The following is a 12,824-nucleotide window of genomic DNA, read 5'->3' as shown; positions in this document are numbered from 1 at the left end:
TGCAATTTTGAAATTGAAAATCTAATACGGAATTCATAATTATAAACTGATATAGAGGATTTTAAATTTATTGTTTTTCAAGATTAAAATTATTAAATAAAATAGCATTTTATTCTAAGCAATACAATGTTTTTCATCAATAAATTCTTAGTAAGAATTAATCATTATTTAACTCTGCTTTTCATTTAAGAGAAACTATCTTTCTAGTATTCCAGGACATTTCCTCACAATGCGCATGGATAAATGCATATCACTAATATACTGATTTATAGGTATTGTCACTTCCTAAATCTCCCTGTAATTTTAGAAGACAAAAATCATAAGCTTATGAAGAATTTCAAGTACTGCTATTTACTTATGTACGTTTTGCTTTTTTCCTGCGGAAAAAGCAACAGTTCAGAAGAGATGAATTCCAAAGACGACTTCGCTTCATTTATGTCTGGCGAAGCTTATCTAGGGAGCGCCAAATCTATCCTTTATTTACATGGTTATGAGGCTTTTCCTTCGGTAAGTGGAAAGGGGAGTTTTAGCGTAAGCAATGTTTCTGGAGACAATATTACAGTAGCATTGATTTGTGAATTGTCTGGCGGAGATGGGTTTAGTTTTGGAATTTCAGGAAAGCAAACAGGCAGAAATTGGTCTGCTACTTTCGATACAGGTACTTTTGTCATTCAAGAGAACGGAAGTATGTCTGGAACTATTCAGACGGATGATCAAGAAATATCTTGGACTGGTCACCTATTTGATGATCGAGTTATGCTGGATGTTAAATTGAAATACATGAAACAGCAAGGCAATATTACAGAAGGATCTATTATTTCGACCCATTTGGATTTGTTCCGCTCAAGCGAATCTGAACAAGTGGCGAATGGTTGCAGCACTATAGTTTGGGAAAATCGAGCGGTGTTTAACCTATATAGCGGAGGGGTCGATATGATGCGAGTTCCTGTCTGTCACGATTAGTTTTTCGTCGCTTCCAAATGATTAATCTGCGGATCTATTAAACCATCAAAAAACCTTCCCGACATACTTCATGAATATGAGGGAAGGATTCGATTTATAAAACTGAAACTAAGGACTTAACGGTTTTTTGTCTAACTCTTTCCAATCGGAAATCCCGATGACCGATTTATAAGGATCGAAGAGCGAATCTTCGTTATTCGTTCCCGCTGCTTGGTAAAGATGCCAAACAGGCTTTGGACCTCCAGGTTCTGTTTCGTCATCTGGAAATCGGCGCAGTCCGATGCGCAGTCCGAATTCATGCCGATTGTCTATCCAGTTGTGCCATTGGATAGCATCGATACCATCCAGTTGTTTAAATTTTTTCCAAGCATAGGCAAAACCCGCAGCCTGTTCTCGTAAATCCTGTTCAGAATAAGTTTTTGAGTTTGTTCCGTTCTCTGATAACCACAATGTCCGTTTTGTTGTTTTATTATATTTATGATCAGTTTGTTTAATCCAATCATCCAATACCTCTAGATTCTTAAATGTAACTAAGGGGCTGGATTTGCTAAAAGTTGCTCTTTTGTCGTTCCATGTTTTTGGTTCGGTTAAATCTTCTGGATAAGGATGGCATGCCAATCCCCATTGGAAATCCCCTTCAGCCGCTGAATAATCTAGTAATCCTTCAATCATTTCTTTGGCCGTATAATATCCAGCAAAATAGTCTCCTCCGGTGGCCGATTCATTCCACGAATGTGTAAAAGATCCAAGTACCTCCGCATTGCTGTCATAATTTCTTAAGATAGCATAAGCGAGACGCATAGATTGATAATAGTTGTCTAGAAATACATTAAGAGGCCTATCTGGACCCATATTTGTCCACACGATTCCCTGGTCAACCTCATTGTGCATAATAAATGAATGGATTCTGCCATTTGGACTTCCTGGCTGACAATAGCGGCTAGCCAAAAAATCTAAGGCTGCCGCATATGCATGTATACTGCTTAGGTTGTCCATGCGTGGCATGGTAAAGAAAACATTTGCTCCGGGAGCAAAATTGGGATGCTGCAAGAGATTGCCAGCAGAAGGATCTACGCTTTGCGCGGCACTCTGTACTAATATAATGGCCGAAACAACAATGTCCCTTGCAAAGGCGGCTTTAAATGTCTTATCCAAATTATCGATATATGATTTGCTCATGTAATACATTTTGCCGTTGTAATTGTGAGCATAGGAATTCCCTCTATCCGATAGATTGAGAAAGCTGCTGATCGAAACATTGACGGTGACGCTGCTGATTTGCAAGTCATCTAAATCAGATTGAAATTCTCGGTTGAAGTCATAGCCTCCTAAACCTTTTTTGCTTTTTAGTTTCGATGCTGTAAGTTGATATTTTGCCTGAATCTCATCGGCATAGCGCGCATGCGATTGAAGTTCCAGTTTGTCCGCATTACTACGTACAATTGCCCATCTCGAAAGCCCGCGGTCATAGCGCAAGCCTTCTTTTTCCTGAAAGCGATCTGCCTGAATGCTAAATGTTGCTGTTGTGATAGGAATTGGATTTCCATAACTTGTTTCATCAAAAGGTTGTCCTCCCGGTAATATTTCTACCAAAGAATATCCTTCAGCAAAATTTGGGATGCTTCCGGTTAGATTTATTGTTGAAAGATCTACTTTTACTTGCGTGATTTTACTACTGAATGTTCTTCCTAAATAGGCTAGGAATTTTTCATTTAGCGCTTGATCATTCAACTTAAAATCCTCTTTTTCTTTTGCAATCTTTTTCTCTTCCTCATTTCGTTCACGGACGGACAATCCTTTTAGCTCAATCGTCACACCAGATTTATTCCCGAAATCTAAACGGAGCTTATCGCCAGAATTCCCCCATTTTAGCTCTTGTGATTTAGCTCCTATGTCAATCGAAAAGGTTTTCATGCTGCTCGATGCCGGAAGCACAATGCTACTAATTGAACGGCCTTCTGTAGTCGGAGGAGTAAAAAATAATTGCATGCCGATTTCTGCTGTTGATGTGTATTCAAAAGTTAAGACTAATTCCTCCGGTTTCAGTTTTCGCTTTAATCCATTAAGGTATAAGAAAGGATCTTCTCCTGTGGTTTTGATGCTATATTTTCCATTTGTTTCTGTTGCATCCAAATGGTTTCCTGATTTCGTATCGATAGTCAATTTTAGTAAATCATCGGTAGGAATGACCGGGGGTTCAGGAGCGATATTTGATTTGCATGAGCATATAAAGATCAGCACGCCTAAAACAAGGATTAGTGACTTTTTCATAAGAGAACTACATTTGGTTTACGAATTGATTATTCGAATATAAGCGATAGCTCTGGGTCAACTATCATGTGCTGTCGGCTTGGAAATAGGTATTTTCGAAACACTAACAAAATACACTTGCTTCTTAACAATCTCTTTTATAAAAAATAACCTGCAAAAAATAGATCTTGCAGGTTATTTCAAAGAAATTAATAGCCAGAATTTTGCTTAAGCTGGTTGCTCAGAAAGATCTGCCGGTCGGGAATCGGAAACAGCGCTTCGAAAGCTTCAAATTTATAATCAGCCGCCGAAAATGGTACACCGCCACGACTCACGGTAGGTGATTCGCGCTCTTGCTGACCATGTGCATTCAAAAGCGAAACAAGCTGTTCAGACGTCAGTGATCGTTTCAGGTCAAACCAGCGATGGTTTTCAAAAGCCAATTCCACTCGGCGTTCTTTCATAACCGCTTCGCGAAAAGTCTCTTTGGACAAGCCTTGAAGATTGCTAAGTCCTGCACGTTGGCGAACGCGATTGATGTGCACATAAGCTTGTTCGGGACCCGACTCTTCATTAATCGATTCACTGAGCATCAGCAACACATCCGAAAAGCGAAGTATTGGCCAGTTGTCATCTGTTCTACCGACGATGGTATGCGGATGGTTGTATTTGTTGACATAAGGGATGGGAACGAAGGTTCCGCCAGCATTGGTGTATCCTTCTTTAAAGGAAACTTCCCGACGCTTATCATCCGCTTCAAATGCACTTATTAGGTCATTGGTCGGAATATTCCACCCCTGTGGCCTGCTTGTTGGAAATCCGGTAACAGCACCTTCAGAATCGCGAGGCGCAAAGCTGTATATAAAACTGCTCCATTCGCCCAAGTTGTTCCCGCCTTGGTATTGTACTTCAAAAATCGATTCGCTATGATTTTTATTTGTTGGATCAAATACATCTGCATAATCAGCCAACAAATCATAACCCAAATCCAAAACCTGTTCAAGTGCTAAGCGCGCTTTTTCGTAATCTTTTGTGGTTAAATACACTTTTCCTAACAGCGATAAAGCAGATCCTTTAGTCGCACGGCCAACATCATTTGCTGTGTATTGAGATTTTAACGGAAGGTTAGCTGACGCTTCTTCTAAATCCAAAATAATCTGCTTGTACACTTCCGTTGTCGGCGTGCGAGCCAGCGCAAATGCTTCGCTAGCATCTTGCAAAGGTTCGGTCAACAGAATGACGTCTCCAAAATATTGAACCAGCAAGAAGTAATGGTAAGCGCGCATAAATAAAAGCTCGCCTTTGTATTGTTTCTTCTTAGCCTCTTCAATTTCGGTTTGCTCTAATTTTGACAAGACCGTATTGATGTTGTACAGCGTATTGTAAGCTTGGTTGTAATATCCAGCAATATTGACATTGGTCGCCGTAATATTCCAAAACTCGAATGCTTCTGAACGATCGACTTGCCCTCTGTCGGAAGCATTTAATTGAATGGTTGTATTGTCTGAAGGCATTTCAGCAAACAAATATTGGCTATTCGTAATATCCTGAAGCTGGCTGTATACGCCGTTGACGGCTTGTTCGACCTGAGTCTGTGTTTTGTAAAAATTTTCAGAATCCTTTACTGTCGGATCGGAAAGATCTAAAAAAGAGTTGTTACAAGAATATGTGAATGTAGCGAGGCCCAATAGGCATCCTACGAGTTTTAATCTATTCGTTTTCATCGCTTGATTGATTTGTGGTTAAAAATTCAGGCGTGCACCTATTGAAAATGTTCTTGGGACTGGATATGCTTCGGTGTCCTTTCCTGGGCTAATGATGTTGCTGCTGTTTGCAGAACGGGAAGCGTCTACTTCAGGATTATTCCCCGGATATTTCGTGATCAGAAATGCATTGTCAACACTTAAGAAAACTTTCGCTTCTAAAAGGTTCTTTATTTTCGGGATTTTATAACCCAATGTCATGTTTTTGATCCATGCATAGGATCCGTCGTAGACATAGCGAGAATTTGATTCGCGGGTAAAGTAATACGTATTTGACCCTGCTTGTTTACCATCTCCTGGATTTTCGGCAGAACGCCAGCGGCCGCTTACTTCCTGCAACACATTGAATACACCGTCAATATTGGACGTCGCCATTTCGATATGTCTGTATAAATCACCTCCTTGAGCTCCGTTCATCATCACCGAAAGATCAAATCGTTTGTAGCCTAGATTGACATTCCACCCCCAAGTAAAGTTTGGATTTGGGTTTCCAATAACGACCATATCTTGCATATCGTATGAAATTCGACCATCGCCATTTCCATCCAGATATTGGTAAGTTCCGGGAATATGGTTTTCATTGTGCGGCGTCGCATCAATTTCAGCTTGTGTTTGATAAATGCCTAACACTTGATAACCATAAAATAGACCGATTGGTGAACCGACTTGTGAAATGCTGTACCCATCGTAAAATTCTCCAGTTAACAATGCATCACGGTCACCATCAATTGACAGAATTTTGTTTCGGTTAAAGGACATGTTGAAACTCGTTCCCCAGCTAAAATCACCATACGAATCGCGGTAATTCACATCGAATTCTACACCTTTATTCTGAACTTCTCCGATGTTGGTAATGATGCTGCTGAAACCTGCTGAAGATGGAATTTCCACATTCAACAACATGTTTTCCGTCGTTTTTTGATAATATTCAGCGGAGAATCCGATGCGGTTACTCAAGATTGAAAAATCCAGTCCTGCATTGAACTGTTTAGATTGCTCCCAGCCTAAATTTCTATTGGCAAACGATCCGATAACAGCTCCCGGAACTACCGACGAACCAAAGACATAATTTGAAATCAACATGTTCGCTTGCGACGTATAATTTCCGATGTTGTTATTTCCAGTGATACCATAACTGCTTCGGAGTTTCAGGTCATTGATCCAATTTGTTTTTGGAAAAAATGGCTCATCAGAAATACGCCAACCCACGGATACCGAGGGGAAATTACCCCAGCGATTGTTGCTTCCGAATCGCGAGCTTGCTTCTCGGTTAAACGATGCTCCAACTAGGTATTTGTTTTTGTAAGCATAATTTACACGCGACAGGTAACTGACTAAACTAAATTCAGTTTGTCCGGAACTTCCGTCGCGCTGGTTCGCCGCTGCAATGTATTCGACTAAATCATCAGGGTATTGCTCGCCTGTTGCATTGCCGGTATTTACCGTATGTTTTTGAAAAATATGTCCGACTGTTACTTCCAAAGAATGGTTTTCAAAGGTCGGAGAGTAGGTAATAATGTTGTCCATTCCATAATTGATACCACTTGCAAAATACTCGCCGCCTACCGCTAATGAAGGTGGCGGAGAATTGAATCGGCCTATGGTCGAAGGAATAAAATCGTGGTTTCGTTGGTTATCCAATGCGGCATTGATGGAACTTTTTATTTTCAAATCTTTAATGGGCGTAATTTCCAAATACGAATTGGCCATGACATTGCCACGAAACACATGATGAATTTCTTCTTTCAGCCTCTGAACCGGATTTGGAAATCCAAAAACGCCATCCGTACCGCCAATGTAGCTATTGAAACTGCCATCTTCAAGGTAAACAGGCTGACGAGGATCCATCAATAGAGATTGGACAACGATGTTGTTGCCATGCATCCCTGCTTGTGTATCCGAATTTTTCTGTGTCGTGTATGCACCCGATAAGCGCAGGCCAAACTTCATAAACTCTTTTACTTTGCCATCGATATTTGCGCGTGCGCTGAATCGGTTAAAATCTGTTTCGATCAATGCTCCTTCTTGGTTAAGGTAACCTAGGGAAATAAAAGAATTTACCTGTTCACCGCCATTCGTCAGGTTAACATTAACGTCAGTAAAAGGTGCATTGTTATTAAGAATTTCGTTGAACCAATTTGTAGAATAGGGAGTTTGCTCAGGATAGCGGTAGCTTTCTGGAACTTCATCCAACGTAGGCTCACGATTCTCATAATATCGGATTTGATCTTCAAAGCGTTCTTTCTTGAATTGGGCGAATTCTTGTCCATTCATCATTTCGATGCGTCTGGATGTCGGAACGTTGGCTATGCCATTGTTGATATTTGCTTCAAACCGATAACCCGATGCGCGTGCATTTTTTGTTGTAATCAAAACAACACCATTCGCACCTCTTGATCCATAAACTGCTGTGGCAGAAGCGTCTTTTAAGATGGTCATCGTTTGGATATCACTTGGATTTAGGCTTTGCCCAATAGACGTTCCTACCGGAAATCCATCAATAACGTAAAGTGGGTCACTTGTCGCGCCGAGCGAACTGCTTCCTCGAATCGAAACCTGAAGTTCTTGCCCAGGCTGTCCTGTTGTTTGCTTCGCAACAACCCCTGGCGACTGTCCTTGAAGCAAACGGCTTGCATTTGAAATAGGAATATCTTGCAAAGCAGACACATCAATTGTTTTTACGGATCCGATCACATTTCCTTTTCGCTGTGAACCATATCCGACAACCACAACTTCTTCTACATCTTGGCTTTCTGAGGTCAATTTAACTTCTAAAAAATTCAAATCGCGGACAGTAACAACCTGATTTTGATAACCGATATAATTGAACGTAATTTGAGCGTTTAGCGCTACGGCTATGGTAAAATTACCTGCTGCATCACTCACTGCTTGCTGAGCGGGATTTCCGCTTCGAATCGATACTCCAGCAATTGGTTTTAGCGTTGTTGCATCGACAATTTTTCCTGAAATGGTTTGTGCTGTTTGCGCGTTGGCAAGTGAAACAGACCAGACCAAAAGCCATGCAAATAGAGCATGCATAATGCTTTTTGTATTGGTTTTTTTTATCATAATGAATATAATTTGGAGATTTTTCTATTCCTGTTAGCAAACTTTTATTGCCTGAATACCTAGCAGTTTTGCCAGCTTTTCAAGTTTTGAACCTTGATGTCCCAAGCCTACGGCACAATGATGGGCGGGGCCGTTTTGGTTCCAGGCTTGTACAAAATTTCGCGCGCCGATTGGAAATCGATAGCGGCTATTGGTATTTCCTATTTTAAGGATCGGGCCTTCTACGGATTCGCCTTCGGCGAATAATAGAACAAGGTTTCCGTCCTGTGTTTCCACGACAGAAAGTAAAGTGACCGGACCGACTTTTATCTGCATCTCTACCGCGAGTCCTTTGCCCACTTTTCCATGATAAACATCCAATGGACGGACTTTCGTCTTTCCGTCGGCGATCTGAATATGTCCCGGCCCATCGTGTCCCATCAGCACAACATCATCTTGGTAATCCATCGCGTAGTATTCGGTGAACGAGCCTCCTGCACCTAATGAATCCATGATTTTCATGGCTTGCGCGTTTTTGATTTCGTATTCTCCGGCCACCGGAATATTGCGAGCGGTTAGCAGTGAAGTTCCTAGTATGATGGAGGTGATGGTCTCTTCATTATCCGTTCCGGGGATGCCTTTGTGATAATAAGCAATGGAACCCAATTGATAATTCGCGACAAGCTGATCCAAAGCGACTGATGTGTAAGCCGCTCGCAACAACTCATCATCATTGCAGTCGGGGCGAATATCGAAATCCTGATAAAAATCATTGACTCGCAGCAAAGCTTGTTCTTTCGTAATCGTTTTGCGTATGGCCGTCAATTCATCGATTTCAAGAATCTCTATGTGTCCGCCGAATGTGCCAAGCTGTTTGGTGAGGTCGGTATAGATATCCAGCATGCCCGAATAATAAGTTCCTATAGCGCCCAAACGATTGTTGGCCATTATTTTGACAACCTGCGCAGCAGAAATCCAATCTTCGACTTCTTGCCAGCAAGCATCTTGCTGATCCAGTAATCCTGTAACTTCATAGAATGGAATTCCCAAGCGCGACATCACATTTCCGATTTCAGGAACAGGGCAAGCACCGCAATGGCGCAGCCATTCTCCGGTCATTGCTCGTCGATCGGAAAGCTTATTGAAGTTCTCGTAATCAATGGCGTCTTCAGGAGAAAGGTTCAGAATAATTACAGGAACTTTTGCTCGTTGCAGAATAGGTAACAAGGTTGCTGAAAGTGCGTACGTTGTGGTGTGTACAAAAAGCAGATCGATCTCTTCGCTGCGGCAAAGCCGGCCTACTTCAAAAGCGCGATCGATAGTATCAACCAATCCAAAATTGACACTGTTGACCGACTTTGATTCGATCCGTTGCACGACGACATCAAGGTAGTTTTCGAGTTGTTGCTTTAAGCCGTCAAATTGTTCCCAATACGTATGTAGTCCAATTCCTAAAATACCAACAGATAGTTGCTGTTCATTTGCCATACAAAATAGTGTAGATTATTAGTCCTAGATTTATAAATTGTTATAGCAAATATATCTGCTGTCACAATCTTGTAACATGCAGAAAATGACATATATACTGTAAATTTTGGGATTTGTCGCTTAGGTTCGAACGAGGGTATAGTTCTTTTTGAAGGCTAATGGGGAAAAGCCGGTTTTTTCTTTAAAAAATTTTGAAAAGTAATATTCGGATTCAAAATTTAGCTCGTATGCAATTTCCTTGATGAGCTTATCAGAGTACAAAAGATGGTTTTTTGCACGTTCAATTTTTAATTGATTGAGGTATTGTCCCGGAGCCAGACCGGTATGTTTTTTAAATATTTTACGAAACAGCGAATAGCCAATCTGCAATTGGTCGGCGATATCTTCCAATGTGATTTTTGTTTCCGTCACTTCCCGAATCAAGACCATGGCTTTCTGTACAAGCTGCTGATGGTCGCCGATTTCTTGAGCAAGTCCCTGCTGTTTTGTCAAAGAGTAAATTAACCCTAAAAGATGCACGACCATTCCGCTAACCAAAGGCTGATAACCGGGCGATTCGGTTTGCGTATGAACCATAATATCTTGATACAGGCTGATAATATCTGGACGGATTCCCGTATGGATTAAGGGGGATTTTCGCTGGAAAAACGAATTTTCTAAGATCGAATCTGCAATATTTCCTTTAAATCCGACCCAATACTCTACCCATCCTGTATTTAGATTCGGACAGTATCGATGCCATTCGCCAGGGAACAACAAAATGATGGTGCCCGCATGTACCGGCATTGTGCCGGCACTTTCGGACTCGAAAATGCCTTCGCCTTTCGAAATATAAATCAACTGATATTCTTGTAGCAAACGCCCATTTTGCCACTTAAATTGATACGGAGCAGGATGGTTTTGAACAGGATAGGATTCAGTATCCATAATCTCTCCGCAACCGGCGTTTAATAGAGTCATACCCCATTTGTCGTCTTCTCCGCTTGTCGGTAAATATTTATAGTAACTTTCCATAAAATCAGTTCAAGACAATATCCGATTTTCACTTTATTTTTCAATCAAAAAGATTGATTTAAAAGGCGCAAGTTCCATATGCACACGGGTCGTTTTCCCATCAAAGCTTATGCCCACCGGATTTTCTGTGATTTCTCCAGTGTGTGGATCCCAGCTCGATAATGAAAACTCTCCTTCCAATACAAATGTTGGAGATTTACTTTCTTGCGAAGCATTTGCAAGAAACAGATTTCTTTTTCCATCGCGTTCTTTCTGAATGACAGGTAGTGCATCCTGTTCAAATTTTAATAAGAATGGAGTTTTAACGGATGCTAAAGCTGTTTCCAGATTCTTCACCGTCGGTTTATCAATAAAATGAACATTGTCCATCTTCAGCATTTTGTCCAAAATAGAAGCGACAGAAGCATTCGCTTTTTTAATTGTTGCTTGCTTCGGCAATTGATTAGAGAAGATTACAGTTCCTCCGCCTTCGGCGAATGACTGAATTTTATTCAAATTGCTTAAGCTGATGGTATTTGATGCAGGTACAACAATCACGGAAAAAGCATTGTGCTGTCTTTTATTGTTCATTACTAATTTACCGTTTTTGGTTTGGCATTGCTCATCTAAAACTTCAGGGTGCAAATACATGTGGTCATAACCCAAACTATCAAAAAGATTCACACTGATGTCTGTATAATCCAAGTACGGTAATTCAACGCCACCTTTGTAATGGCCTAGCGGACCGTCAAAATAATGATCGCCCTGCATGCTTTGAATCGGGTACAAAATGGCAACGTCTCCCAGCCAGCGCGCATCATTTTTCAAAACAACATTCAGGCGAGTCAGGTAATCGTTGAAAATCTGCAAGCTGTCGGCATATAAAGGATTGCGCAAAGACAATTCTGGCAGGAAAGTGACTTTCTGATCGTTGTACCAAACCGCATGCGGAATCAGCGTGTTGATGCCTTTTGCATATTGGTCCATGGCGATGCCAAAAATCTGATTCCAGCTGATGTTGCCCATGTCGCCATACGTTTCCGACATGACACGGTATTTATCCCAATTATAAGCTGCCGAACTGATCAATTTGTAAAAACGTTCAGCAGGTCTGTTTCCGCCGATTTTGTCGATGCCCGGCGCATCGAGGTATTTGAAGGTTTTCATGAAATCACCTGAAGTACCGACAGCATTTAAAATTTCTTCATTATCTAAATGTCCAGTAGCATAAACTCCATGTTTATTGCTCCATTCATTCACTTTCCTGATATAGCCTTCGGCAAAAAGTTCCGAACGAAAGGCGTGTAAATAATTTCTTGCTTCAGCAGTTTCTTCTCCGATGTCATACCATAAAGCAGGATATAAAAGCGCAGGATTGAAACCGTATTTTTTCTTAAACTTTTCGTTAAACTTTGGCGTCCATGTTCTGCCTTCCGCATAATACATGGTTGGCTCATCGAAAAAAGTGCCTTCGACAACATTTCCGAAATATGAACCAAAACGTTTGAAGTATTCTTCGTGCGTCATGGCGATGTATAAATCCGCCGCTTCTGGATCGAGGTAATCCATAATTGAATTACCAGCATCCACACAATGAAATGCCATGATTTTCCATGCTCCTGCCGGAACTTTCCATGTCAAAAGCCCTTGCTTTATGTTGCCGCTCAAATCGATGCGGCGATAATTCAAGCTGTCCATTGCAACGACAGCCATTAAACCCTCCTCTTGTAATTTTACAGAAAAGGATGCGGACGATTTCGGAAGAAATTCTGTTTTATCTAATCGTTTGTTCGTTAAATGAGGATAGCGCTGTTTGAATCGGCCCACGCCGTCGCCATTGATATCGCCAGCAGTTCCGCTCGGAAAACCATATTCATCATAAATGTGAAGTTTAAGGCCTAAATTTTTAGCTTCTTCGATGCTCGCTCGGTATGCATCAAAATAACTTTCCGTTAGGTATTTAGGTTTGAAATCTTTTCCAAACGGTAAAATGCTAACCCCTCCATAGCCTGCTTTTTTAATCTGCTCCAACTGGAGTTTGATCTCAGCGGGAACTACTTCTGTATTATTCCAAAACCAAAGCGGTATCGGACGGTGCTCATCGGCCAAAGACTGGAATTCCTTCGCTGTGTTATTCGACTCTTGAGCAGATATCGTCAAATGAAAACCGGCAAAAGCCGTTAGAAAAAGCATCAAATATTTCATACTGTTAGTAGTAAGGGGTTTATAATTTCTATGCGTTACTTACAAATTTATAACAGTTTAAAAATTAGCGTTTATCTGAAATGGGAATTCGCTTGTGTTTTTTGACAAAATATT

At 41.0% G+C, this 12,824-nt stretch carries 7 protein-coding genes; 1 reads left to right on the top strand and 6 read right to left on the bottom strand.

Translation table 11 applies throughout. The annotated features are described in order from the left end of the window. Positions 1 to 327: 327 nt before the first annotated feature. Positions 328 to 963 carry a hypothetical protein gene (locus tag C4F49_RS10005; protein ID WP_196935713.1) on the top strand — a complete coding sequence of 212 codons (636 nt, stop codon included), beginning with the start codon at positions 328 to 330 and terminating at the stop codon, positions 961 to 963. A 108-nt stretch (positions 964 to 1,071) separates the two neighbouring features. On the opposite strand, the gene C4F49_RS10000 is transcribed toward C4F49_RS10005, so the two are convergent. The 6 genes from C4F49_RS10000 to C4F49_RS09975 form a co-directional block, all read right to left on the bottom strand. Then, on the bottom strand, positions 1,072 to 3,234 hold the full coding sequence (locus C4F49_RS10000; protein ID WP_196935712.1) for a DUF5722 domain-containing protein: 2,163 nt from the start codon (positions 3,232 to 3,234) through the stop codon (positions 1,072 to 1,074). 188 nt (positions 3,235 to 3,422) lie between these two features. Continuing rightward, entirely contained in the window at positions 3,423 to 4,937 is a 1,515-nt protein-coding gene (locus C4F49_RS09995) for a RagB/SusD family nutrient uptake outer membrane protein (RefSeq protein ID WP_196935711.1), read from the bottom strand. 18 nt (positions 4,938 to 4,955) lie between these two features. Beyond that, complete coding sequence (locus C4F49_RS09990; protein ID WP_196935710.1) at positions 4,956 to 8,045, bottom strand: SusC/RagA family TonB-linked outer membrane protein; 3,090 nt, start codon at positions 8,043 to 8,045, stop codon at positions 4,956 to 4,958. A 33-nt stretch (positions 8,046 to 8,078) separates the two neighbouring features. After that, positions 8,079 to 9,512: an arabinose isomerase gene (locus C4F49_RS09985; RefSeq protein WP_196935709.1), complete on the bottom strand. Its 1,434-nt coding sequence runs from the start codon at positions 9,510 to 9,512 to the stop codon at positions 8,079 to 8,081. A gap of 120 nt (positions 9,513 to 9,632) precedes the next feature. Continuing rightward, entirely contained in the window at positions 9,633 to 10,526 is an 894-nt protein-coding gene (locus C4F49_RS09980) for an AraC family transcriptional regulator (protein WP_196935708.1), read from the bottom strand. 33 nt (positions 10,527 to 10,559) lie between these two features. Continuing rightward, positions 10,560 to 12,710, bottom strand: a complete 2,151-nt coding sequence (locus C4F49_RS09975) for a glycosyl hydrolase (protein ID WP_196935707.1) — start codon at positions 12,708 to 12,710, stop codon at positions 10,560 to 10,562. Positions 12,711 to 12,824: the final 114 nt, after the last annotated feature.

The sequence above is a fragment of the Sphingobacterium hungaricum genome, from assembly GCF_015210005.1.
Taxonomy (GTDB): Bacteria; Bacteroidota; Bacteroidia; order Sphingobacteriales; family Sphingobacteriaceae; genus Sphingobacterium; species Sphingobacterium hungaricum.
The sequence above is the reverse complement of the archived record's forward strand: the minus strand, read 5'-3'. Positions and strand labels throughout refer to the sequence as shown.

Excerpts from the sequence above, each read along its gene's own strand:
- C4F49_RS10005 (WP_196935713.1), top strand. The coding sequence starts at position 328 with ATGAAGAATTTCAAGTACTGCTATTTACTTATGTACGTTTTGCTTTTT.
- C4F49_RS10000 (WP_196935712.1), bottom strand. The coding sequence starts at position 3,234 with ATGAAAAAGTCACTAATCCTTGTTTTAGGCGTGCTGATCTTTATATGC.
- C4F49_RS09995 (WP_196935711.1), bottom strand. The coding sequence starts at position 4,937 with ATGAAAACGAATAGATTAAAACTCGTAGGATGCCTATTGGGCCTCGCT.
- C4F49_RS09990 (WP_196935710.1), bottom strand. The coding sequence starts at position 8,045 with ATGATAAAAAAAACCAATACAAAAAGCATTATGCATGCTCTATTTGCA.
- C4F49_RS09985 (WP_196935709.1), bottom strand. The coding sequence starts at position 9,512 with ATGGCAAATGAACAGCAACTATCTGTTGGTATTTTAGGAATTGGACTA.
- C4F49_RS09980 (WP_196935708.1), bottom strand. The coding sequence starts at position 10,526 with ATGGAAAGTTACTATAAATATTTACCGACAAGCGGAGAAGACGACAAA.
- C4F49_RS09975 (WP_196935707.1), bottom strand. The coding sequence starts at position 12,710 with ATGAAATATTTGATGCTTTTTCTAACGGCTTTTGCCGGTTTTCATTTG.